21 protein-coding genes and 1 tRNA gene are annotated in these 23,716 nt (G+C 69.7%); 10 read left to right on the forward strand and 12 right to left on the reverse strand.

Annotation, left to right across the window (positions count from 1 at the left end; all coding sequences use genetic code 11):
• Nucleotides 1-61: 61 nt before the first annotated feature.
• Together J4030_RS11980 and J4030_RS11985 are read right to left on the reverse strand one after the other, a co-directional pair.
• Nucleotides 62-874, reverse strand: a complete 813-nt coding sequence (locus tag J4030_RS11980; RefSeq protein ID WP_208049460.1) for an ABC transporter permease subunit — start codon at nucleotides 872-874, stop codon at nucleotides 62-64.
• Nucleotides 874-1,875 carry an ABC transporter ATP-binding protein gene (locus J4030_RS11985; protein WP_307864674.1) on the reverse strand — a complete coding sequence of 334 codons (1,002 nt, stop codon included), beginning with the start codon at nucleotides 1,873-1,875 and terminating at the stop codon, nucleotides 874-876. The genes J4030_RS11980 and J4030_RS11985 overlap by 1 nt, the downstream gene beginning before the upstream one ends.
• A 203-nt stretch (nucleotides 1,876-2,078) precedes the next feature.
• On the opposite strand from J4030_RS11985, the gene J4030_RS11990 reads away from it, so the two are divergent.
• Complete coding sequence (locus J4030_RS11990) at nucleotides 2,079-3,413, forward strand: hemolysin family protein (RefSeq protein WP_208049461.1); 1,335 nt, start codon at nucleotides 2,079-2,081, stop codon at nucleotides 3,411-3,413.
• On the forward strand, nucleotides 3,410-4,453 hold the full coding sequence (locus tag J4030_RS11995; RefSeq protein WP_208049462.1) for a hemolysin family protein: 1,044 nt from the start codon (nucleotides 3,410-3,412) through the stop codon (nucleotides 4,451-4,453). The genes J4030_RS11990 and J4030_RS11995 overlap by 4 nt, the downstream gene beginning before the upstream one ends.
• Nucleotides 4,454-4,553: 100 nt before the next feature.
• On the opposite strand, the gene paaK is transcribed toward J4030_RS11995, so the two are convergent.
• The 7 genes from paaK to J4030_RS12030 form a co-directional block, all read right to left on the reverse strand.
• A complete protein-coding gene (paaK, locus tag J4030_RS12000) occupies nucleotides 4,554-5,849 on the reverse strand; it encodes a phenylacetate--CoA ligase PaaK (RefSeq protein WP_208049463.1) in 1,296 nt (431 codons plus the stop codon).
• A 9-nt stretch (nucleotides 5,850-5,858) separates the two neighbouring features.
• On the reverse strand, nucleotides 5,859-6,905 hold the full coding sequence (gene paaE, locus J4030_RS12005) for a 1,2-phenylacetyl-CoA epoxidase subunit PaaE (protein WP_208049464.1): 1,047 nt from the start codon (nucleotides 6,903-6,905) through the stop codon (nucleotides 5,859-5,861).
• The gene (paaD, locus tag J4030_RS12010; RefSeq protein ID WP_208049465.1) at nucleotides 6,902-7,420 is read right to left on the reverse strand and encodes a 1,2-phenylacetyl-CoA epoxidase subunit PaaD; all 519 of its coding nucleotides are present in this window, start codon (nucleotides 7,418-7,420) and stop codon (nucleotides 6,902-6,904) included. The genes paaE and paaD overlap by 4 nt, the downstream gene beginning before the upstream one ends.
• The gene (paaC, locus tag J4030_RS12015) at nucleotides 7,414-8,274 is read right to left on the reverse strand and encodes a 1,2-phenylacetyl-CoA epoxidase subunit PaaC (protein WP_208049466.1); all 861 of its coding nucleotides are present in this window, start codon (nucleotides 8,272-8,274) and stop codon (nucleotides 7,414-7,416) included. Before paaC ends, paaD begins: the two co-directional genes overlap by 7 nt.
• Nucleotides 8,275-8,284: 10 nt before the next feature.
• The gene (gene paaB, locus J4030_RS12020) at nucleotides 8,285-8,569 is read right to left on the reverse strand and encodes a 1,2-phenylacetyl-CoA epoxidase subunit PaaB (protein WP_208049631.1); all 285 of its coding nucleotides are present in this window, start codon (nucleotides 8,567-8,569) and stop codon (nucleotides 8,285-8,287) included.
• Nucleotides 8,570-8,643: 74 nt separating this feature from the next.
• The gene (gene paaA / locus J4030_RS12025) at nucleotides 8,644-9,618 is read right to left on the reverse strand and encodes a 1,2-phenylacetyl-CoA epoxidase subunit PaaA (protein WP_208049467.1); all 975 of its coding nucleotides are present in this window, start codon (nucleotides 9,616-9,618) and stop codon (nucleotides 8,644-8,646) included.
• Between the two features lie 106 nt (nucleotides 9,619-9,724).
• A complete protein-coding gene (locus tag J4030_RS12030) occupies nucleotides 9,725-12,019 on the reverse strand; it encodes a hypothetical protein (protein WP_208049468.1) in 2,295 nt (764 codons plus the stop codon).
• 86 nt (nucleotides 12,020-12,105) lie between these two features.
• Between J4030_RS12030 and paaI the strand changes: the two genes are divergently transcribed.
• Together paaI and J4030_RS12040 are read left to right on the forward strand one after the other, a co-directional pair.
• Nucleotides 12,106-12,516, forward strand: coding sequence for a hydroxyphenylacetyl-CoA thioesterase PaaI (gene paaI, locus J4030_RS12035; RefSeq protein ID WP_208049469.1), 411 nt, complete (start codon nucleotides 12,106-12,108; stop codon nucleotides 12,514-12,516).
• Nucleotides 12,513-13,142 carry a TetR/AcrR family transcriptional regulator gene (locus tag J4030_RS12040; protein WP_243763259.1) on the forward strand — a complete coding sequence of 210 codons (630 nt, stop codon included), beginning with the start codon at nucleotides 12,513-12,515 and terminating at the stop codon, nucleotides 13,140-13,142. The genes paaI and J4030_RS12040 overlap by 4 nt, the downstream gene beginning before the upstream one ends.
• 15 nt (nucleotides 13,143-13,157) lie before the next feature.
• Here the strand turns inward: J4030_RS12040 and J4030_RS12045 are convergent, their stop codons facing one another.
• The gene (locus tag J4030_RS12045) at nucleotides 13,158-14,237 is read right to left on the reverse strand and encodes a peptidoglycan-binding protein (protein ID WP_208049470.1); all 1,080 of its coding nucleotides are present in this window, start codon (nucleotides 14,235-14,237) and stop codon (nucleotides 13,158-13,160) included.
• A 192-nt stretch (nucleotides 14,238-14,429) separates the two neighbouring features.
• Nucleotides 14,430-14,501: transfer RNA gene (locus tag J4030_RS12050), tRNA-Arg, on the reverse strand.
• A 203-nt stretch (nucleotides 14,502-14,704) separates the two neighbouring features.
• On the opposite strand from J4030_RS12050, the gene lysA reads away from it, so the two are divergent.
• The 5 genes from lysA to rho all read left to right on the forward strand — a co-directional run bounded on the left by lysA (nucleotide 14,705) and on the right by rho (nucleotide 21,667).
• On the forward strand, nucleotides 14,705-16,075 hold the full coding sequence (lysA, locus tag J4030_RS12055) for a diaminopimelate decarboxylase (protein WP_208049471.1): 1,371 nt from the start codon (nucleotides 14,705-14,707) through the stop codon (nucleotides 16,073-16,075).
• 1 nt (nucleotide 16,076) lies between these two features.
• Nucleotides 16,077-17,381 carry a homoserine dehydrogenase gene (locus tag J4030_RS12060; RefSeq protein WP_208049472.1) on the forward strand — a complete coding sequence of 435 codons (1,305 nt, stop codon included), beginning with the start codon at nucleotides 16,077-16,079 and terminating at the stop codon, nucleotides 17,379-17,381.
• A gap of 5 nt (nucleotides 17,382-17,386) precedes the next feature.
• Nucleotides 17,387-18,472, forward strand: a complete 1,086-nt coding sequence (thrC, locus tag J4030_RS12065) for a threonine synthase (RefSeq protein ID WP_208049473.1) — start codon at nucleotides 17,387-17,389, stop codon at nucleotides 18,470-18,472.
• A gap of 8 nt (nucleotides 18,473-18,480) precedes the next feature.
• The gene (thrB, locus tag J4030_RS12070; RefSeq protein WP_208049474.1) at nucleotides 18,481-19,389 is read left to right on the forward strand and encodes a homoserine kinase; all 909 of its coding nucleotides are present in this window, start codon (nucleotides 18,481-18,483) and stop codon (nucleotides 19,387-19,389) included.
• Between the two features lie 313 nt (nucleotides 19,390-19,702).
• A complete protein-coding gene (gene rho, locus J4030_RS12075) occupies nucleotides 19,703-21,667 on the forward strand; it encodes a transcription termination factor Rho (RefSeq protein WP_243763290.1) in 1,965 nt (654 codons plus the stop codon).
• Nucleotides 21,668-21,799: 132 nt separating this feature from the next.
• On the opposite strand, the gene J4030_RS12080 is transcribed toward rho, so the two are convergent.
• On the reverse strand, nucleotides 21,800-23,191 hold the full coding sequence (locus J4030_RS12080) for an MFS transporter (RefSeq protein WP_208049476.1): 1,392 nt from the start codon (nucleotides 23,189-23,191) through the stop codon (nucleotides 21,800-21,802).
• Between the two features lie 283 nt (nucleotides 23,192-23,474).
• Between J4030_RS12080 and rpmE the strand changes: the two genes are divergently transcribed.
• A complete protein-coding gene (gene rpmE / locus J4030_RS12085) occupies nucleotides 23,475-23,693 on the forward strand; it encodes a 50S ribosomal protein L31 (protein WP_208049477.1) in 219 nt (72 codons plus the stop codon).
• Nucleotides 23,694-23,716: the final 23 nt, after the last annotated feature.

Raw genomic sequence — 23,716 nt, forward strand, 5'->3', positions numbered from 1 at the left:
CTTGTGTTACAAGTCGATGCCGGCGCTCACCCCCGTCGTGTCGCGGGGCCGTGCGGGTGGGTCAGAGCACGTCCTTGCGCTGGTTGATCGCGCTGCCGACGACCGCCAGCACCAGGCCGTACGCCGTGAGGACGAGCGCGCCCGCCCACCAGCTGAAGGTGTCGGTGCCGCCGGGGAAGTTCGGATTCAGGATCGAGCTGGTGAGGTCGCCGGGCAGGTACTTCGGCGCCCACTTCCAATGCAAGAGGGTGGTGAAGAGCACGTTGAAGAGGATGTTGCCGATGAACGCCAGGCCGATGGCGATGAAGACCGCGGCGATCTGATTGCGGATCAGCATGCCGAAACCGAAGCCAAGCAGCGTCCAGACCACGAAGATCAGCAGCATCAGCGCGAGCGTCTGCTGCACGTCGGAGTTCCCGAGGAGGAGCCCCGAGTTGCGGAAGCTCTTGAGCGTGATGGCGCCGCCGATGACCGAGGCGATGTCGTAGACGACGCCGTAGACGATGCCGACCACGATGATCGAGACGATCTTCGAGACCGTGATCGGCCAACGCTTCGGCTGCGCGAGCACCGTCGAGGTCCACGTCTTGTGGCGGAACTCCGAGGTGATCAGGATGACCCCGAGCGCGAGCGGGAAGAGCTGGGCGATCGTCGTGACGAAGCCGGCCGAGTAGACCGAGGAGATCGAGGCCGAGTTCGCCGTGGCGAAGAGATGCTGCTGCGGATCGGAGCTCTGCTTCGCGCTGTCGGTGCCGATCTGGAACGCCCACGCGAAGGAGATGAGCGCGCCCAGGAGGACGTCGCCGATCAGCAACCCCCACCACAGGCGCGTCGTGAAGATCTTGCGGATCTCTGCCTTGATCGCGCCCCCCATCAGCGGGCACCCCCCTCGGTTGCCTGCGGCCCGGCGGGTGCCGGCGTACCACCCGGGCCTGCGCCCAGGTTGCGATTGGTGTTCTCAGTCAGTTGGAAGAACAGGTCCTCCAGGTCGGCGCGCTCGGCGCGTAGCTCGTGGACGGGCACCCCGGCGGAGAACGCCGCGTCGCCCACCTGGATCAGGTCGTCGGTCGACACGGCGTACCGGCCCTCGGGCAGCGCCTCGACCTGCAGCCCGGCCCGGCGCAGCGCCTCGGTGAGGCGGTCGCCGCTCGGTGTCCGTACGACGACCCGGGCCTGACCGCGCAGCTCGCCGATGGTGCCCTGCCGCACGAACTGGCCGTTGGCGATGATCACGACGTCGTCGACCGTCTGCTCGACCTCGCTCAGCATGTGGCTGGAGATGAGCACCGTCTTGCCCTGGCCCGCCAGGTGGCGCAGGAAGCCGCGCAACCACCGGATGCCCTCGGGGTCCAGGCCGTTGGCGGGCTCGTCGAGGATCAGCACCTGCGGATCGCCGAGCAGCGCCGCGGCGAGCCCGAGGCGCTGCCGCATGCCCATCGAGTACCCGCCGGCCCGCTTCTTCGCGGCGGCCGGGATGCCCACCAGCTCCAGCATCTCGTCGACGCGCTTGTCGCTGAATCCGCCGGCGGCGGCGATCACCCGCAGGTGGTCCCGCCCGCTGCGGCCGGGGTGGAAGTTGGTGGCCTCGAGCGCGGCGCCCACGGTGTGCAGGGGGTGCGGCAGGTCGGCGTACTTGCGACCGCCGATCGTCGCGGTGCCGGAGGTCGGATTGATGAGCCCCAGCGCCATCCGCAGAGTCGTGGTCTTGCCCGCGCCGTTGGGCCCGAGGAAACCGGTGATCCGGCCCGGCTCGACCGAGAAGCTCAGGTCATCGACGGCCTTGAAGTTGCCGAAGGACTTGGTGAGGTTGCTGATCTGCACCGGCGCGCCGGGATCGCTCCCCGCGGCAGACGGTCGTACGGAACTGGCTGACACGGTCCCTCTCCCCTTCGTCGCTACGTGACATCGTTCCCGATCCGGCGCCGCTGCCCGACGATGTTGCGTTGGGTGCAGGCGTCCATCCGCGCGCGATTCCTCGCGGCGCAGACCTGCCGCCATCATCGAGCATCCCGCCGAGCGGCGGGTGCAGGAGTGGTCAACGGCGCGCCGGACGGCGTTCGTCGTGGAAGATGGTCCCGATGACTCAGTGGCTCCTGGTGTTCGCCGGCGTGGTGCTGACCCTCGGCACCGCGCTCTTCGTCGCTGCCGAATTCTCCCTGGTGGCCCTCGACCGTCCGACCGTGCAGCGGGCCGTCGACGAGGGTGACTCCCGGGCGGGAGTGGTGCTCGCGTCGCTGCGGCACCTGTCGACCCAGCTGTCGGCCGCGCAGGTGGGCATCACCATCACCACCCTGGTGCTGGGCTTCATCGTGGAGCCGTCGCTGGGGGCGTTGCTGCGGACGCCGCTTCGCGGGCTCGGGGTGGACGGCAGCGGCGCGGGGGCGGTGTCCGCGATCGTCGCGCTGATCATCGCCACCCTCTTCTCGATGATCGTCGGAGAGCTAGTGCCCCAGTTCCTCGGCTTCTCCGATCCGCTGCGGGTGGCCAAGGTGGTGGCCCGCCCGGTGCGGGCCTTCGCCCTCGTCGTACGCCCCCTGATCGTCCTGCTCAACGGCTCGGCCAACGCCTTGTTGCGTCTGGTGGGTGTGCAGCCGCAGGAGGAGCTGAGCGCGGCGCGTACGCCGCAGGAGCTGGCCTCGATGGTGCGCCGGTCCGCCGAGGCCGGAGTGCTGGAGGAGGGCACGGCCCGCCTGCTCACCCGGTCGCTGGACTTCGGCGAGCGGGTGGCCGCCGACGTGATGAGCCCCCGGGTGCGCTGCGCGTCCGTGTCGCGGACGGCGTCCGCGGCCGACGTGGTGGAGATGGCACGGACGACCGGACACTCCAGATTCCCCGTCCTGGGGCACGACTGGGACGACGTCGACGGCGTCGTGCACGTGAAGAAGGCCATCGCCGTGCCGCCCGAACGCCGCGACGACGTACCGGTCACCGCGTTGATGATCGAGCCCGTGCTCGTGCCCGAGACGATCACGCTGGACCCCTTGCTGCTGTTGCTGCGCGCGAGCGGTTTCCAGCTGGCGATCGTGGTCGACGAGTACGGCGGCACCAGCGGTGTCGTGACCCTCGAGGACGTCATCGAGGAGATCGTCGGCGAGGTCAGCGACGAGCACGACCGGGTCAGCGACCCGAGCAGGCTGCTCCCGGACGGGTCGTGGACGGTCCCCGGGTTGTGGCGCCCCGACGAGGTGCACGAGCGGATCGGCGCCGACGTCCCCGACGGGCCGTCGTACGAGACGATGGGCGGCTTCGTGATGGCCCGGGTCGGCCGCGTGCCGGTCGTCGGCGACGAGGTGCAACTTCCCGGCTGGGTGGTGCGGGTGGTGTCGATGGACGGGCGGCGGGTGGACCGTCTGCGGCTCTCGCCCTTGCTGTCCGAGGACTCGACGGCGTCGAGCAGGGAGGTCGCACCGTGAACCTATGGCTGTCCTTGATCTTCCTGCTCGGCAACGCCTTCTTCGTGGGCGCCGAGTTCTCGGTGATGGCGGCGCGGCGCTCGCAGCTGGAGCCGATGGCCGCCGCAGGCTCCAAGCGGGCGCGCGCGAGCCTGCAGGCACTGGAGCAGGTCTCGTCCCTTCTGGCCTGCGCGCAGCTCGGCATCACCGTGTGCTCAGTGCTGCTGGGTGCGGTCGCCGAGGGCGCGGTGCACCATCTGATCGCCGGGCCGTTGGAGTCGGTGGGCGTCCCGGAAGCGGGGTCCGAGATCGTCGCGCTGGTCCTCGCGCTGCTGATCGTGGCCTATCTGCACGTCGTGCTCGGCGAGATGGTGCCGAAGAACCTGGCCATCGCGGGGCCGGATCGTGCGGCGCTGTTGCTCGCGCCCGCTCTGCTGGCCGTGACCCAGGTGCTGCGCCCGGTGATCCGCGCCGTCGAATCGGTGTCGAAGTTCATCGTGCGGCGCTTCGGCATCGAGCCGAAGGACGAGATGCCCTCGACGTTCTCGGCCGAGGAGGTGCAGTTGATCGTCCAGGAGTCGCACCGGGAGGGGCTGCTGGCGGCGCAGCAGCAGCGGCGGGTGCAGGGTGCACTGGAGTTCAGCGACCGGGTGGCGGCCGACGTCGCCGTACCCCTCGACGAGCTGGAGACGGTCCCGGTCGGCATCACGCCCGCGCAGTTGGAGCGGCTGGTCGCCACGCGCGGCTACTCCCGCTATCCCGTGCTCGACCGCTCAGGCGTGATCGCGGGGTACCTGCACCTGAAGGACGTGCTCTACGCGCGCGACGAGGCGTACGACGAACCGGTGCCGCCCAAGCGGATCCGCCGCCTCGCGACGGTGCGCCGCCAGGACGAGGTCGAGGACGTCCTGCTCACGATGCAGCGCAGCGGCAGCCACGTGGCGCGAGTGGTCGACGACCTCGGCACCGCGACCGGGGTGGTGTTCCTGGAGGACGTGCTGGAGGAGCTGGTGGGCGAGGTCGACGACGCGACCCAGCGCCGCCCGGTCGCCCGCCGCTGACGCACTCCTGCCCGCCGAGTGGCATACATATCTATCGAGTGGCGTACCTACGTGTATGCCACTCGACACATATGTATGCCACTCGGTGGTGTGGGAGGCCCTAGCGGGAGTCGACGATACGGCGCATCTTGCCCACCGACCGTTCGATGGTGTCGGGGTCGACCACCTCGACGCGCACGCTGACCCCGATCCGTTCCTTGATGGCCGAACGGAGGTCCGCACCGGCGCGGGACGCGCGATCGGCGGGGGCGTCGGCCAGCCGCTCCACGCGTACGACGAGTTCGTCCATCCGCTCGGGGCGAGTGAGGACGCACTGGAAGTGCGGGCTGAGCGACGGCGTCGCGAGCACCAGTTCCTCGATCTGCGTCGGGAAGAGGTTCACCCCGCGCACGATCATCAGGTCGTCGGACCGGCCGGTGATCTTCTCGATACGCCGCATCGGCCGGGCCGTCCCGGGCAGCAGTCGGGTCAGGTCACGGGTGCGGTAGCGCATGATCGGCATCGCCTGCTTGGTGAGCGACGTGATGACCAGCTCACCGACCTGCCCGTCCGGCAGCACCTCGTCGGTGATCGGATCGACGATCTCGGGGTAGAAATGGTCCTCCCAGAGATGCAGCCCGTCCTTGGTCTCCACGCACTCCATCGCCACGCCCGGGCCCATCAGCTCCGACAGGCCGTAGATGTCGACCGCGTCGATCCCGACCCGCCGTTCGAGCTCCTCGCGCATCTGCTGGGTCCAGGGCTCGGCACCGAAGATGCCCACCTGCAGTGAGGATTCGCGCGGGTCGATGCCCTGGCGCTCCATCTCGTCGGCGATGACCAGCATGTAGCTCGGCGTCACCATGATCACGTCGGGTCGGAAGTCTCGGATCAGCGTCACCTGCCGCTGGGTCATGCCCCCGGACACCGGTACGACGGTCGCGCCCAGGGCCTCCGCGCCGTAGTGGGCGCCGAGCCCGCCGGTGAACAGGCCGTACCCGTAGGCGACGTGGATGATGTCGCCGGCCCGGCCGCCGCCCGCGCGGATGGATCGCGCCATGAGGCTCGACCAGGTGGTGATGTCCTCTGCGGTGTACCCGACAACGGTGGGCCGACCCGTCGTCCCCGAGGATGCGTGCACCCGTGACACCTGCTCGCGTGGCACGGCGAACATCCCGAACGGGTAGTTGTCGCGCAGGTCGGCCTTGGTGGTGAAGGGGAGCCGCGCGAGGTCGGACAGATCGCGTACGTCGTCCGGGTGGGCGCGGACGGCCTCGAACGCTGCGCGGTAGTGCGGGACGTTGTCGTACGCGTGCCGCACCGACCACTGCAGCCGGGTCAGTTGCAGTGCCCGCAACTCATCGACGCCGACGCGTTCGATGGGGTCGAGCGTGTCCCGCGCGGGCGTGCGATCCATCGCGACTCCTCAGCCGTCGTAGTCGACCGTCAACCGGTCGCTGGTCGGAATCGCCTGACAGGTCAACACATATCCGGCATCGACCTCCTCAGGTTCGAGGGCGTAGTTGCGCAGCATCCGCACCGACCCGTCAGTGACCTTGGCACGGCAGGTGCCGCACACGCCGCCCTTGCAGGCGAACGGCAGGTCGGGACGCACCTTCTGTCCGGCGTCCAGCACCGGCGTGTCGGTCGGCACGGTCACCAGACTGCTGCGGCCCTCCAACACGATCGTCGCCTGTGCGCCGTCGACCGGCGCGGCGTCCGTGTGGGTGGCCTCGACCGGCGGCACGTCGCCGACCCAGAAGAGCTCGCGGTGGATGCGTTCGCGCGGTACGTCACGACCGGTGAGGACGTCGTACGCCGCCTCGACCATCCCCAGCGGTCCGCACAGCCACCAGTGGTCCACCGACGGGACGTCGACGGTGCCGGCGAGGACGGCCGTGAGTCGCTCCACGTCGATCCGACCGCCGAAGAGCTCGACCTCCTGCGGCTCGCGCGAGAGCACGTGGACGATCTGCATCCGGGTGGGGTGGGCGTCCTTGCAGTCGGCGATCTCGTCGGCGAACATCACCGAGTCGGTCTGCCGGTTGCCGTAGAGCAGGGTCACGGTCGAGGCGTCGTCGGCCTCCAGCACTGACCGCGCGATCGACATCATCGGGGTGATGCCCGAGCCGGCGGCGATCAGCACGTGACGAGCTGGTGTCGTGAGATCGGGCACGAATCGGCCTGTGGGCGTTTGTACTTCGAGACTGTCACCGGCGCGTACGTCGTGCACGAGCCAACTGCTGACCGCCCCGCCTGCGACCTCACGCACTCCGATCCGCGGCGCCTCACCGCTCGCGGCGCAGATGGAGTAGGAGCGCCTCTCCTCACCGCGGCGCACGGTCAGGCTCTGCCCGGGCGCGAAGCGGAAGTCGTCGGCGAGCGCGGGCGGCACCGCGAAGGTGAGCGCTGTCGAGTCGTCGGTGAGCTGCTCGACGTGCTGCACGGTGAGCGCGTGGAAGTCGGTCCTCATATCGCCTTCACTGCTTCAAAGGGCTCGCCGCACGTGTGACAACGATGCAGCGAGCGACACGCTGTCGCACCGAATGCGGCGGTGTGGGAGGTGCTCGCAGATCCGCAGTGCGGGCACGGCGCGCTGGTGGGAAGTCCGAGCGTCACCGGCACCGGACCGGTGCCGGTCCATGCGGCTCCGGGGGGTGCGATCCCTGCGGCGCGCAGCTTGCCACGGCCCTCCTCGGTGATCCAGTCGCTGGTCCAAGCCGGCGCGAGTTGCGTTGCCACCTGGACGTTCTCGTATCCCGCAGCCTCGAGTCGACGGCGTACGTCGAGCCCGATCTCGCGCATCGCCGGGCACCCCGAGTAGGTCGGTGTGATGGTGGCGACGACGCGGTCCTCGAGTTCCTGGACGTCGCGCAGGATCCCCAGGTCGGCCAGGGTCAGCATCGGCAGCTCGGGGTCGGGAGTCTGCGCGGCCGCCGCCCACGCCGCACCGTGTGTCGTGGCCGAGCTGGCGGCCGCGGTCACCATGTCGCCTCCGGGTCGGCCCGGGCGACGCTCTGCAGCTCGGCGAGGAGATATCCGAGCGCCTCGGTGTGGATGCCGTCCCGGCCGGTGCGACCGTCGACGGCACCGACGGTGTGGGCGTCCTCGGGGATGCGCAGCGTGGCGGTCTCGAAGACACCCGCGAGCACGTCGAGCACCTGCGCCTCTGGCGGTTCAACGCCCAACGCCGACTGCGCGGCGCAGTGCCGCCACAGCTCGGGCACCACCGGCCAGACACGATCGAGCGCCGCCGCCGCCCTGTCGTGTGACAGGGGAGTGCCGTCGCCCAGCCGCACGACCCAGCCCGCGGCGTAGTCGCGGTGGTAGCGCAATTCCTTGACCCCCTTGGCGGCGATGGCGGCGAGCACCGGGTCGGCGACCAACTGCACCTGCTCGAACAGCGCGAGACGCCAGGTGCTGAAGACCATCAGGCGCACCACGAGCTGGGCGAAGTCGTCGTCGACGGGCTCGACGAGCCGCACATTGCGGAAGTCCTGCGCATCACGGAAGTAGGCGAGCTCGTCCTCGCTGCGGCCGAGGATCGTGCCCGCCCGGGCCAGCAGCATCCGCGCCTGACCGAGCAGGTCGAGAGCGACGTTGGCGACGGCGGTCTCCTCCTCCAGCTCGGGCAGCCGGGTGACCCACTGCTGCAGCCGGTGCGACATCACGAGGGCGTCGTCGCCGAGCATCAGGCAGTACGCCGCGAGCGCGTCGGCGTCCAGCTCGGGGGGCACGGTGGTGTCGATGCCCTCGAGAGCGTCCGTGAACCCGGTGCCGAACGCCCAGCGTTCGTCGCCGGTGTGGACGTCGGCGAGCGCGTCATAGAGGTGATCGGTCATCGCAGCCTCGTCACATGTGCGGCACGTCGGCCGGGATGTCGTAGAAGGTCGGGTGGCGGTAGACCTTGTCGCCGGAGGGCGCGAAGAACGGGTCCTTCTCGGCCGGGCTGGACGCCGTGATGTCGGCGGAGGCCACGACCCAGATGCTGACGCCCTCGTTGCGGCGGGTGTAGAGGTCCCGGGCGTGGTGCAACGCCATGTCGGCGTCCGCGGCATGCAGCGATCCGACGTGGACGTGGTTCAGCCCGCGCTTGCCGCGCAGGAAGACCTCGTAGAGCGGCCAGTCCGAGCGCACGGCACCGGGTGTCGGCTCGACCGGGACGCCCTCGGTGGGCACGGCCCCGTGGCCGCCCTCGGCGGTGAATTCACTCACGAGACAACCTTCTTCGCACCCTGTCGTGCTGCGGTCTTGGCGGCGTACGCGGTCGCGGCCTCACGCACCCACGCACCGTCCTCGTGCGCGGTGCGGCGGTGCTGCACGCGCTGGGTGTTGCAGGGGCCGTCGCCCTTCAGCACGGCGTCGAACTCCGACCAGTCGATCTCGCCGAAGTCGTGCCGCCCCCGCTCCTCGTTCCACCGCAGGTCGGGGTCGGGCAGGGTGACGCCGAGCTTGGCGGCCTGGGGCACCGTCATATCCACGAACCGCTGACGCAGCTCGTCGTTGGTGTGCCGCTTGATGCCCCACCGCATCGACTGCTCGGTGTTGGGGGAGCGATGGTCGGGCGGCCCGAACATCATCAGCGACGGCCACCAGAAGCGGTTGGTCGCCTCCTGCACCATCGCGCGCTGCTTTGCCGAACCGCGCATCATCGTGAGCAGCAGTTCGTAGCCCTGCCGTTGATGGAAGGACTCCTCCTTGCAGATGCGCACCATCGCTCGCGCGTACGGCCCGTACGAGGCCCGGCACAGCGGCACCTGGTTGCAGATGGCCGCCCCGTCGACGAGCCAGCCGATCACCCCGACGTCGGCGTAGCTGAGGGTCGGATAGTTGAAGATCGAGGAGTACTTCTGCCGTCCGGTGACGAGCTTGCCGGTCATGTCGGCGCGATCGGCGCCGAGGGTCTCGGCGGCGCTGTAGAGGTACATCCCGTGCCCGGCCTCGTCCTGCACCTTGGCCAGGAGGACCGCCTTGCGGCGCAGCGAGGGCGCACGGGTGATCCAGTTGCCCTCCGGCTGCATGCCGATGATCTCCGAGTGGGCGTGCTGGGCGATCTGCCGGATCATCGTCTTGCGATAGGCGTCCGGCATCCAGTCGCGCGGTTCGATCCGCCGGTCGTCGGAGATGGTCGTGTCGAAGTGCTGTTGCAGATCGTCAACGTGCGGGGCGGGAAGAGTCGTCGTCACGCCGTACTCCCTGGTGTCGAGACGCCGTCGGAATTACCGACCAGTCGTTCAGTAATTTACCCCGAGTACGTGACCTGCGCCACCTCCGGCGGTGCTCCGGTCCACCTCAGGGCCGGTGGAGGCGGTAGATCGTCACGTCACCGGAGTGGAAGACCCGCTGGGCCAGGTTCGCCAGTTCCGGTGACACCTCACTCGCTCGGCTGCTGCCGAAGAGGTAACGCACCCCGCGGTCGTAGAGCACGCGCAGGTCCTCCGCCGTGGGCGCGTTGAACGCGGCGTCGTTGAGCTTCAGCCGCGGCTTGTCATAGAACGAGGCGCTCCAGTAGAAGACGCCCTTCTCACCAGGTCGCGGGTGCTTCGCCGTCGCGTACGCCTGATCGGTGTAACCCCACGACTCGACGTACGCCCGACGCCCGCTCAGTCCGGTCACCCACAGGGCTCGCGCGTCGCACAGCGGGAACGTCGGCCCTTTGCGGCAGTGCACATTGGTCGCGATCAGCGTGGTCTCGGGGGTGTGGGCGCGCAGCCAGGTCGTGCCCGCGATGTCGCCCCTGGTGAGCAGGTTGGACGGCTGGTCGACAGTGGAGTGGCTGAGGCCGGTCTGGGCGAAGGGGACGGCGGCAGGGATCACGGCCGCACCGATCAGCAGGCCGGCGAGCACGCCGCGCACCCGGGTGCCGTAGCGGCGCCAGGCCATGAGCCCCGCCACGACGAGCACCACGCAGATCCCTGCGACGACCGTCACCGTGGTGAGCGCGGCGTGCGGTCCAGGGGCTCGGGTTCCGCTCAGTCGGCGTACGAGGCCGATCACCGCGCCGCCTGTGAGCGCGCTCGCAGCGAGCATCCACAGGGGCGGTCGGGTGCGGTGCACCACCACAGCGAGACCCCACGCGATGAGCACCTCGGAGATCGGCGCCACGCCGCGCAGGAAGTAGACCTCCGAATCGCTGGGATGGAAGACGAGCTGGGTCGCCACGAACCCGGCCACGAGCATGCCGGCGAGCAGGACGACGGCGGGGTCGGCGCGGAGCGGCAGTGCGAGCAGCAGGGCGGCGAACTGCAGCAGCGTGAGGACGCTGAGGACGATCAGCAGCCCGTAGAAGAGCGGGCCGCCGGGGTGGCTTCCCGGATCGAAGAGGGCGGCCACCCGGTTGCGTGACAGGGCCAAGGACTTGAGGGTCGAGACGTTGCTGCCACCCGCGAGGAACGGTGCGGTCAGGCCCAGGACGACCACGCAGACGCCGAGAGCGATCCAGGTGGCACGCGCGGGGCCCTCCCGGCCTCCCGGGCCGGCGGGCTCGCCTGGCCCCCCAGGCTCTCCTTGCGCCCCCGACCGACGCCGTCGGCGGAGGAGCTGCACCGCGCCGACCAGCAGCAGCCCGCACGCGATGACCGGCAGGTTGGAGGACTTGGACCCGGCACAGGTGAGCATCATCAGCCCGAGCAGCACCCAGCCGGCGCGGGTCGGCCGTGCCCCGCGCACGATCTCGATGAGCCACCACGTGGTCACCAGCAGCACCGGCACCCCCAGGATCTCCGATGGGGACAGGGGGACGAGGGCATCGGTCCCCTGCGCGCTCACCCAGCGCACCGGGTTGATCCCGGCGTCGGTCAGGAGCAGCACCAGCGCCACCACCCCGGCCTTGGGGGTTCGTGCCAGCCGGGTGGCGAGCAGGTAGGTGAGCGCGACGATGGCGGCGTACACCGGGAGATACCAGAGACGGCTGGCGACGACGAGCACGTCGACGTGCGACACGAGGGAGTCGGCGGCCATGTGCGCGTGCGAGAACCAGTGGTACACGAGGGTCTGACCGGACACCTGGGGCACGAGGGGCGGCACGGAGGTGCGCGCCGACGCGGCGACCGCGACGTGCCAGTAGAGGTCCGGGTACCAGCGCACTCGCGATGGCGGCAGCGGATTGGTCGCGAAGGTGCGGGTCGCGAGGAGCCCGACCGACACGACGTACGCGGCCGTGAGCGACCAGACCCCCCACCACGGCTCCCGTCGGGCGTACGGCGTGCTGCGCAACCGCGCCCGCCACTGGGGGATGAGGGCGGCCGCGGCCACCACCGGCAGTGGGTAGAGCACGAGCAACTGACCGGCACCGAGGGAGACGAAGGCGGCCCAGGCGAGCAGTTGGACCATGATGCCCACCACGAAGCCGATGGCGAGCTCTTCGAGCAATGACGCCGCCTGACCCCGGCACAAGCGCAGCACCAGCACGCCGGGCAGCAGGACCGACCAGATCGTGGCGACCAGGTAGATCGAGCTCTCGGCCAGGGGCACATGCGTGTGCGCCGCGGCGTACGAGGCGAGCAGGCAGACCACGACCGGCAGCCACCGCGCCGACGCTCCCACCACCGTGCGTCGCGCGGGGGTGGAGTGGCGTCCGGATGTCACGGCCCGACGGTATCCGCTGGAACGACGGGCTAGGTTCGGTTGCCGAGAGTGACCGATCGTTCGGTCGGTAAAGGCGAGGAGGCGAGATGGCGGATCTGCAAGCCGTGCACGCCATGATGGCGGCCGATCGGGCCTCGCAGTCACTGGGGATCGAACTGGTGGACTGCGCCGACGAGCGCGCCAGCACCCGGATGACCGTGCGTCCCGACATGGTCAACGGACACGGGATGGCGCACGGCGGGATGATCTTCAGCCTCGCCGACACGGCGTTCGCCTGCGCCTGCAACGCTGCCGGGCCGGTCACCGTCGCCAGCTCCGGCGACATCGTCTTCGTCTCGCCGGCGCGCGTGGGCGAGGTGTTGCTCGCCGAGGCGGTGCAGCGCGTCGGCTTCGGCCGCCAGGGCGTCTACGACGTGACGGTGCGCTGCGGCGACCGCGTGGTCGCGGAGTTCCGCGGCCGCAGCCACCGGATGGCGACCCCGGGGCGCGGCGAATGACGTCCGGTGAGGCACCCGGGCCCCCGCCCCTGCCCCGGACCGCGCGACGCGGCCGGCCCGGGTACGACCTGGACTCCCTGCTCGCGGTCGCGGTGGAGGTCTTCAACGAGCGCGGCTACGACGCGACGAGCATGGGTGATCTGTCCGAGCGTCTCGGGATCGCGAAGTCGGCGATCTACCACCACGTCGCGAGCAAGGAGGTGCTGCTGCGGCTGGCCCTCGACCGGGCCCTCGACGGCCTCGAGGCAGTGACCCAGGGCGCTCGCGAACTGGAGGTCAGCGCCGTACGCCGGTTGGAGCACCTGGTCCACGCGAGTGTGGTCCTCCTGCTGGACCATCAGCCGTACGTGACGCTGCTGCTCCGGGTGCGGGGCAACAGCCCGGTGGAACTCGCCGCGCTGCAACGCCGCCGCGCATTGGACCGGTACGCCGCCTCGCTGGTGCGCGACGCGGTCCGGGAGGGTGATCTGCGAGCAGACCTGGACCCGACCGTCACGGCACGGTTGATCTTCGGGCTCGTCAACTCCCTGGTGGAATGGACCCGTCCGGCGAGTCGCCAGCACACCCAGACGCTGCCGGATGCGATCGGCGCCCTGGTCTTCGACGGCCTGCTGGTCCGCGCCTGACGCCCGGGGGTGCCGCTAGCGGGGCAGGACGCTGTTCCGGGAGATCGTCGAGGCGGGGTGGCCGGGGTTCGCCGCCGCGTAGTAGCGCAGTTGGCTCTCGGTGAGCGCGTGGACGTAGTCCGTGGTCGGGTCGCTCAACGGGTCCGCCACCAGGTAGTGGGCGCCGGTCCAGCCGAGCACGGTCACCCAGTGCGATGCCGGGTGCGTGACCGACTTCTTGTACGGCATCCGGTACGCGTCACCCCCGCAGATCGAGGGTCGGCCGGCACGCGCGTACGCGAGCGTGTCGTCGATGCCGCCGTGCCATGCCGATAGTCCGTACGCCGCGAATGCCGTTGCCAGGTCGGGAAACTCGGTGCCTCTGGCGTTCCGCACCGTCGTGTCGGGCACGCGCATCGTGGTGTAGCGCATGTACCGCACGGCGGCGGCCCGGTCGGCGGTGATCCCGTCCCAGCTGTGCGGTGTCCTTCCCAGTGTGAGCAGCAGCGTGACCATCGCGACCGGGCCGCAGTTGGCCCACTGGGCAGCCCCGGTGTCCCGCTGCATCATCGCCATCAGGGGGCCGGACGTGACCGGTCCGAAAAGCGACTTCCACCCGTCCCGATCGACGTACGCGGCGCGGTTCATCCCGTGGCCGATCAGGAAACCGCGCACGTTCCGGTCGGTCTGGGTGTCGTCGTAGGGGGTGCGCAGGGTCATGCCGTAGCCGTGCTTGTCGAGCAGTGTCTGCACGGCGTACGTGCGGATATCGCTGACGCCGTAGCGCACCGAACGGCTGCACAACGACTGCACGGTGCCCGTGCCGGCGAGGCCCGTGGCGCTCAGCCCGACGCTGCGCTGGAAGGCGGCGGTCGCGGCACGGGTCGCCGGCCCGTAGGTCGATTCCCACGCCGTCACCTTGAAGCCGCCCGCGTAGAGCAGGTACTGCAGGGCCCTGACGTCATGGAAGCCACTGGAGGGGCCGATCGCCGACCACGAGGGGTAGGGCCGGCTCGGAACGGTCGCAGCGGACGCGCCCCCTCCCCGCACGACACTCGCCCCCGCGACCGCCGCGCCGACGCCTGCTCCGAGCAGCGTTCGCCTACTGGTGGTCATCACCGGTGGTCCCTCGCTTCGTTGCGCTCCGCGCCAGCCCCCGCCGCTGCCATCGACGCTACCAACCGAGCGGTGCCGACGGTTTGCGTCGTCGGCCAGGGCTGCAGCACTGTCCACGGACGCAGAACGCACACGTGGGCCGAAAAAAGGGCGAGACCGCAGGTCGCCCTGCGGTCTCGTGGCCTTGCTGGGTGCCCCCGGCAGGATTCGAACCTGCGCTTTCGCCTCCGGAGGGCGACGCTCTATCCCCTGAGCTACGGGGGCGGGCAGCGCTTTCACAGCGCGGCGTCACCGTACCAGTCAGGGCCGACCCACCTGCAATCCACACCGGGCGCCGGGGCTCCGACAGGACTTCGACAGGAACGGTCACGAACGGCGTCCGCCGACCGTGGCGCGCCCCGCGGGCGCGTCTCTCCCAGCGGTCGCCCGCTGCCCGTGGGCCGCGAGGTCGGTACCTTTACCCCGCCATGTCTGACATCAGCGCGCACGACTCCCGCGAGGCGGTGCTGGAGCGGGTCTTCCCGTCCGGCGCCGGCCTCACCGACGACGGCGCCGTCCGCATCGCCGGTCACGATCTGCGCGATATCGCCCGCGAGTGGGGGACACCGGCGTACCTGCTCGACGAGGCCGACATCCGGCGTCGTGCGAGGCAGTTCCGCGAGGCATTCACCGACGCCTTCGAGGCCATCGGCACCCGTGCGGACGTCTACTACGCGGGCAAGGCGTTCCTGTGCACCGCGATGGCTCGCCTGCTGCAGGAGGAGGGCCTGCGTCTCGACGTCTGCTCTGGCGGCGAGCTCACCGTGGCGCAACGCGCCGGCGTTCCGGGGGAGCGGATCGCGCTGCACGGCAACAACAAGTCACCCGCGGAGATCGCGCAGGCACTCGATGCGGGGGTCGGGCGGATCATCGTCGACTCGTTCGAGGAGATCGATCGCGTGGCCGCCGCCGCGCGCGAGAGGTCCGTGGTGGCGCAGGTGATGCTGCGCACCAAGACCGGGGTCGAGGCCCACACCCACGAGTTCATCGCCACCGCCCACGAGGACCAGAAGTTCGGATTCAGCCTCGACGGGCAGGTGGGCGAGGCCGTACGCCGCGTCCTCGCCGCGCCGGATGCGTTGCAGCTGCTCGGTTTCCACTCTCACATCGGCAGCCAGATCTTCGAGTCCGACGGGTTCCGCGAAGCCGCCCGACGGTTGATCGCGCTGCAACTGGAGGTGGCCTCCGACCATGGAGTGCAGCTGCCGGAGCTCGACCTCGGGGGAGGGTTCGGGATCGCCTACCTGCCGACGGACGAGCCGCTCAGCGCCCGTGAGATGGCCGGGGAGCTCGCGGCCATCGTGCGGGACGCGTGCGCGCAGGCCGGCATGCCGCTGCCGCGTGTCTCGGTGGAGCCCGGGCGGGCGATCGTCGGACCGGCGGGCGTCACTCTCTACGAGGTCGGCACCGTCAAACCGGTCCGCGTCAGCGACGACCTGGTGCGCACCTACGTCGCCGTCGATGGCGGGATGAGCGACAACCCCCGTCCGGTGCTCTACGACGCCGACTACACCTGCGTGCTCGCCGGGCGGCCGGGCAGTGCCACCACGACGCAGACCCGGGTCGTGGGCAAGCACTGCGAGAGCGGCGACATCGTGGTCCGTGACGTGGCGTTGCCGGACGACGTACGCGCCGGCGACCTCCTGGCGGTGCCGGCGACCGGGGCCTACTGCCGGTCGCTCGCCAGCCAGTACAACCACGTGCCGCGTCCGCCCGTGCTCGCCCTGCGCGACGGCGAGGTCGCCGTGTGGCTGCGGCGCGAGACCATGGACGACCTGTTGGCGCTGGAAGGGGAGTGACGTGAGCGAACCCGTGCGGGTGGCCCTGCTGGGCTGCGGAGTGGTGGGCTCGGCGGTCGCGCGACGGCTGCAGGAGCGGGCCGGTGAGTTCGAGGCGCGGATCGGGGCGCCGCTGCAGATCATCGGAGCGGCGGTGCGTGACGTCGAGAAACCGCGACCCGAGTCCGGCTTGTCGCAAGACCAGTTCACCACCGACGCAATGGGATTGGTCGCACGTGCCGACCTCGTGATCGAGCTGATGGGCGGGTTGGAGCCGGCCCGCGAGCTGCTGCTGCATGCGATGTCGTCCGGCGCCGGTGTCATCACCGCCAACAAGCTCCTGCTCGGCGAGAACGGTCCGGAGCTCTACGAGGCCGCCGAGCGCTCCGGTGTCGACTTCTACTACGAGGCCGCGGTGGCCGGTGCGATCCCGCTGCTGCGCCCGCTGCACGTCTCCCTGGCGGGCGACTCGGTGCACCGGGTGACCGGCATCGTCAACGGCACCACCAACTTCATCCTCGACAAGATGGACCGCACCGGCGCCGAACTCGCCGACGTGCTGCGGGAGGCGCAGGAGCTGGGGTACGCCGAGTCCGACCCCACGGTCGACGTCGAGGGGTACGACGCGCGCGCCAAGGCCGCGATCCTGGCCTCCCTCGCCTTCCACACCCGGGTGTCCAGCCGCGAGGTGCACTGCGAGGGCATCATGGCGATCACCTCCGAGGACATCCGCGCCGCGCGGATGACGGGGCATGTGATCAAGCTGCTCGCGATCTGCGAGCGGGTGGCCGACGACGGCGGCGACGCAGCGCTGAACGTGCGGGTGCATCCGGCACTCGTGCCTCGTTCGCATCCCCTCGCCTCGGTGCGAGACGCCTACAACGCCGTCTTCGTACAGACGGAGCTGGCCGGTGAGCTGATGTTCTACGGGCCCGGCGCGGGTGGGGACCCCACGGCATCCGCGGTGCTCGGCGACGTCGTGCAGGCCGCCCGGCACCGGGTGAGCGGCGGACGCGGACCGGGGGAGTCGGCGTACGCCGGCCTGCCCGTCCAGAGCATCGGCTCCGCGCTGACTCGCTATTTCATCCGCCTGGAGGTCGACGACCGGCCCGGAGTGCTGGCGCAGGTGGCGAATGTCTTCGGCGCAGAGGGCGTTTCGATCGAGAGCATGCGCCAGGGCGTGGCACGGTCGGACACCGGTCGCGCCACCTTGCACTTGGTCACCCACGAGGCCACCGACGCCGCCCTCGCGCGCACGGTCGACCTGTTGCGGGTGCACGACGACGTCACGGCCGTGGCCTCGGTCCTGCGAGTCGAAGGAGCCTGACCCACATGGCACACCTGTGGAAAGGCGTCATCCGGGAGTACGCCGACCGGTTGCCGATGCTGGCGGGCGCGCCCGTCATCACGCTCGGGGAGGGCGGCACCCCGCTCATCCCCGCGAAGCACCTGAGCGACTTGGTGGGCGCGCAGGTCCACGTGAAGTTCGAGGGTCTGAATCCCACCGGCTCGTTCAAGGACCGCGGCATGACCGCGGCGATCTCGATGGCCGCCAAGGCCGGTGCGAAGGCCGTCATCTGCGCCTCGACCGGCAACACCAGTGCCTCGGCCGCGGCGTACGCCACCAAGGCCGGAATGACCTGCGGGGTGCTCGTCCCCGATGGGAAGATCGCCCTGGGCAAGCTCAGCCAGGCGATCGCGCATGGAGCCGAGTTGCTCCAGGTGGCAGGCAATTTCGACGATTGCCTGACCCTCGCCCGCAAGCTCGCGGAGTCCTATCCGGTCGAGCTGGTCAACTCCGTCAACCCGGCGCGCATCGAGGGTCAGAAGACCGCTGCCTTCGAGGTGGTCGACGTGCTGGGCGACGCACCCGACATCCACTGCCTACCCGTGGGGAACGCCGGCAACATCACGGCGTATTGGAAGGGCTATCGCGAATATGCGGGCGTGACAGGCGATCCGGCGGTCGCATCCCGTACGCCGGCCATGTGGGGTTTCCAGGCCGCCGGCGCCGCCCCGATCGTCAGGGGCCATCCGATCGACGAGCCGGACACCATCGCCACGGCGATCCGGATCGGCAACCCGGCGTCCTGGAAGCAGGCCGAGCAGGCGCGGGACGACTCCGGCGGTGTGATCGACATGGTGACCGACGATCAGATCCTGGCCGCCCACCGGCTGTTGTCCAGCCGTGAGGGCATCTTCGTCGAGCCCGGGTCGGCGGCGAGTGTCGCGGGTCTGCTGATGATGCACGAGCGGGGCGCGGTGCCTGCCGGCGCGACCATCGTGTGCACCGTCACCGGACACGGCCTGAAGGATCCGAGCTGGGCTCTGAAGACCGCCGACGGTTCGGACATCCAGCCCACCAAGGTCTCTGTCGACGCCGTCTCGGCAGCCGCGGCACTGCACCTCGAAGGCTGAATCTCCCGATGGCCCAACTGTTCCCACTCGGGCAGAGAGTCCGCGTCGAGGTCCCGGCGAGCACCGCGAATCTCGGGCCCGGCTTCGATTCGATCGGTCTGGCGCTCGGCATGGGTGACGTCGTCACCGCCGAGATCGTGCCCGCGGGCCTGCACATCAGCGTCGACGGCGAAGGCGCCGGCGTCGTACCCGACGACGAGACGCACCTCGTCTGGCGATCGATGCGCACCGCGTGGGAGCGCCTGGGCGTGTCGGGTCCACCGGGGTTGAAACTGCACTGCCACAACGGAGTTCCCCACTCTCGCGGTCTCGGGTCGTCGGCTGCCGCCATCGTCGCCGGAGTGGCGGCCGCGGTGGCGCTGGTGGAGCCGCACCTGGACGAGGCGGCCCGGCGTACCGTCAGCGACATCGCGAGCGACCTCGAGGGTCATCCGGACAACGCGTCGGCGAGCGTCTACGGCGGACTCACCGTCTCCTGGCGCGCCGGTGACCGGTGGCTGACGACGTGCCCGCCGGTGCACCCCGAGATCGAGCCGGTGATCTTCATCCCCGACAGCACTCTGTCGACCGACCGGGCGCGCGCCGTCCTGCCGGATGTCGTCCCGTTGGCGGACGCCGCGCGGACTGCAGGCCGCGCGGCACTGCTGATCGAGGCCATGACCCGCCGACCGGATCTGCTGCTCGCCGCGACGGCCGACTGGCTGCATCAGGAAGCGCGCCGCGCCTCCTACCCCGCCTCGATGCAGCTGGTGGACACCCTCCGGGCCGACGGGCACCCCGCCGTCATCTCGGGCGCCGGTCCGTCGGTCCTCGTGCTCACCACCCGCGGGCGAGCCGGCGCGATCCGCGCGGACGATCGGTGGGCGCGGACGACGCCGGGAATCGCCGCAGACGGTCTGCGCGTTGTTTCGCTCTGAGCGCTACGACGGTGTAGGTTTGCATTGCACATCACACCAAAGGCCGCGTGACGAAGTCCGGGTCTGTGAGTGCATCACCATTGCGAAGAACCCATCGCCGGGCTACCCCGGGCGGTTCCTCGCAAGGAAAATCGTGGCTGCCGAAAGTGCTTGCCACGCAATCTGATAACCGGTTCAGCCGGTTTCTGACGAGGGGGAAGGAACCTTCGTGACAGACACCACCGAACTTGCCGCGCCTGAGCAGGGCGCGCCTCGTTCCACCGGCTCGCTCAGCACTCTGAAGCTGGACGAGTTGAAGCAACTGGCCTCGACGATGGGCATCAGCGGTACATCCAAGATGCGCAAGAGCGACCTGTTGACCGCCATCCGCGAGCGTGGCCAGGGGGGCAGTTCGTCCACGAGCGCCGCGCCGCGTCGCGAACGCGGCCGGGTCACCGCGCCGGCCACCACTCCGCAGTCCACGCCCCCCGCGGCGGCCGTGCAGGCACCTGCACGCACTGCCGACGTCGAGCAGGGCAGCGCTCCCGAGCCGTCCTCGGCGCCGGAGCAGCCGCGTACGACGCCCGACGTCACCGATCGCGTGCAGCGGAACGGGCGGACCACCCAGACCCGCCAGGACGACGAGCCGCGTCGCGCACGTCGTGACGAGGGCGACCGCTCCTCCAGCGAGCAGTCCGGCAACGACCGCCGTGACCAGCAGGGCGCGAGCGACCGCGACGAGCGCAGCGAACGCAACCCCGAGAACCGCGGCAGCGACAGCCGTGGGGGCGACAACCGCGACGGGCGCCAGGGTGGCAACGCCCAGCAGGGTGACCGCGGCAACGACAACCGCGGGAACGACAACCGCGGGAACGACAACCGCGGGAACGACAACCGCGGTGGTCGACAGGGTGGCAACACCCAGCAGGACGGCCGTGGCGGCAACCGGGGCCAGGGGAACACGGGCAACACCGGCAACGCCGGTCCGAGTCGTAGCAACCAGGGCAACCAGGGCAACAACGCGAGCCGTGGCGGCGACGACTGGAACGACGAGCGCGGCGGCCGTCGTCGTCAGCGTGGTCGTGACCGCAAGCGCGGCCGTGGCGCCGACGATTTCGGCGACGTCGACACCCAGGTGCGCGAGGACGACGTCCTCGTGCCCGTGGCCGGCATCCTCGACCTGCTCGACAACTACGCGTTCGTGCGGACCACCGGTTACCTGCCGGGGCAGAGCGACGTCTACGTGCCGATCAACATGGTCAAGAAGAGCGGCATGCGCAAGGGCGACGCCATCACCGGCGCGGTCCGTGCGCTGCGCGAGGGCGAGCAGCTGCCGGCGCGTCAGAAGTTCAACGCGCTGGTCCGTCTCGACACCGTGAACGGCATGACGCCCGAGAAGGCGCGCGAGCGGGTCGAATTCGGCAAGCTGACGCCGCTCTACCCCCAGGAGCGTCTGCGCCTGGAGACCGAGTCGAACATCCTGTCCACCCGGATCATCGACCTGGTGGCTCCGATCGGAAAGGGCCAACGCGGACTCTTCGTGGCGCCGGCCAAGGCCGGTAAGACGATGATCATGCAGGCCGTGGCGAACGCCATCACGGTCAACAACCCCGAGGTCCACCTCATGGTGGTGCTGGTCGACGAGCGACCCGAAGAGGTCACCGACATGCAGCGCGCCGTGAAGGGCGAGGTCATCGCCTCGACGTTCGATCGGCCCGCCACCGACCACACCCAGGTCGCCGAGCTCGCCATCGAGCGCGCGAAGCGGCTGGTCGAGCAGGGTCTGGACGTCGTCGTCCTGCTGGACTCCATCACCAAGCTGGGCCGCGCCTACAACCTCGCCGCACCGGCGAGCGGGCGCATCCTGTCCGGTGGTGTGGACAGCGCCGCGCTCTACCCGCCGAAGAAGTTCTTCGGTGCGGCGCGCAACATCGAGTTCGGTGGATCGCTGACGATCCTCGCCACAGCGCTCATCGAGACCGGGTCCAAGATGGACGAGGTCATCTTCGAGGAGTTCAAGGGCACCGGCAACATGGAGCTGCGGCTGTCCCGGATGCTGTCCGAGCGGCGCATCTTCCCGGCGGTCGACCTCAACGCCTCCAGCACGCGCCGCGAGGAGATCCTCCTCGCGTCCGACGAGCTGAAGATCATGTGGAAGCTGCGCCGGGTGCTCGCCGCACTCGACCCGCAGCAGGGCATCGAGCTGCTGCTGGACCGGTTGAAGAAGACCAAGAGCAACACCGAGTTCCTGATGCAGGTGCAGCAGACCAGCTCGATCAAGCTCGACGACGAGGACTGATCCCGCACCCCGCGGTTGTCAGCGGATCGATGGCGCCCGCGCCAGGAATCCGCTGACAACCAGCGGTCGGTACGACGAAACGCCGCCCCCACCAGCTGGTGGGGGCGGCGTTCTCGTTGCCGTACGGGAGGGTCAGGCGGCCGTGGGCATCGCCGGCACGGCCTTGCGGTGTGTCAGGTCGCGGTGCGAGCTCTCGGTGAGCGACTGACCGTTGGTCTCCGGCGCCCACATGTAGGAGATGATGCCGCCGCCCAGCGAGACGGCGCCCATGATGATCAGGACGACCGACGTGCCGTAGGCGTCGTTGATGACGGGAAGCATGAAGGTGCCGAACGCCGCCGCGACACGGCTGGTGGAGCTGGCGACACCCAGGCCCGATGCGCGTACCGAGCTCGGGAACACCTCGGACGGGTAGATGCCGGTGGTGATCGACATGATCCCGTACGAGAAGAGGTACCCGAAGTACGCGACCACTGCCACGCCGACAGGCACGACGGAGTACGCCGCTGCCGTGAAGAGGAACGCGGCGCAGACGAACATCGGGACGATGGTGATGGGCCGGCGGCCGATCTTGTCGATGTAGAACCAGGAGAGCGTGGCGCCGACGAGGGCGATCAGGGTCCCGATCAGGGCGCCGAACAGCGCGTTCTTGAGGCCGATCGACGTGAGGATGACAGGGCCGAAGAAGGTTAGCGCGAAGTACGGCATCACGATCGCGCTCCAGGACAGGGAGGCGAAGAGCGTGCGCCGGATGTACTCCTTGGAGAAGAGCAGGCCGAAGTTGGTCTCCTGCGGCTCCTCGTCGGCGAGATCGCCCAGATCGCGCACCTGCAGCTCTTCGCGGTAGATCCGCTCGGCCTCGGTGTCGCGGCCCTTACTCATCAGCCAGCGCGGCGACTCGGGCAGGCCGTGGCGGATGACGAGGCAGATGAGGGCTGGTACGACGCTGGCGCCGAGGATGACCCGCCAGCCGCCGGGCCAGTAGGAGTTGATGGTGTATCCGACGAGATAGGCGATGACGTAGCCGACGTTCCAGCTGATCTCCAGCAGGCCGAGGTAGTTGCCGCGATCCTTCTTCTGGGAGAACTCGCCGAGCAGCGGCGAGCCGATCGCGTAGTCCCCGCCGACGGCGACACCCATCACGACGCCGAGGGCGAACACCTGCCACGCCGACTGCACGAAGAACAGCGCGAAGGCGCAGCTGCTGAAGAGGATCAGGTCAAAGGTGAACATCGGCTTGCGGCCGATCTTGTCGGTGATGTAACCGATGATCAGGCCGCCGAAGAAGGTGCCGATCAGCACCGACGCGGAGATCATCTGGTCCCAGAAATGGGTGACGTGCAGCGCCTCGTGGGCACGTCCGGCCATGGCCGCCGCGAACGTCGCGAAGACGAAACCGTCGATGAACATGCCGCCGCCGGTGGCCACCGTCATCTTGCGCAGGAAGTGCCGCACGGGTGGCGTCAGCGGTGCCTCGTGGTCCCTGCGCAGGGCGTGTTCTGGCGGTGAAGTGGCGGTTGTCATTTCTATAGGATCTCTCAGGAATCGCCTCATGGCTACTTATGGGTAAGCACACAGACCGCTCGGATACCTAACGGTCTCGAGTTTCCCCGGGGCCCGTGCGGGGCCCTTCGGCCGACGATCTTGCGACCGCCGACGGCGCGGTCCGCCCGTCGGAATAGCCCTCGCGGCGGTGTCGTTTAGGAGGAGGTCAGAGGTTCTGGCAGAATGGCCCGCTGGCCACCGGTTCACGCAGCGCGCGCATCGAGCGGGCGACCCGGAGGCAACCGACAGCTAGGAGAAACCCGTGAAGAAGGACATCCACCCCGCGTACGGTCCCACGACCGTCACCTGCACCTGTGGCGCGACGTTCGAGACCCGCAGCACGGCCGAGGGCGGCACCATCACCGCCGAGACGTGCTCGAAGTGCCACCCGTTCTACACGGGCAAGCAGCGAATCCTGGACACCGGTGGCCGCGTGGCCCGCTTCCAGGAGCGCTACGGCAAGAAGGCCGAAGCCAAGTAGCTCCTCCGACGCGCCGGCTCCAC

Origin of the sequence: Allobranchiibius sp. CTAmp26, from assembly GCF_017565405.1 — a bacterium.
Lineage (GTDB): Bacteria > Actinomycetota > Actinomycetes > Actinomycetales > Dermatophilaceae > Allobranchiibius.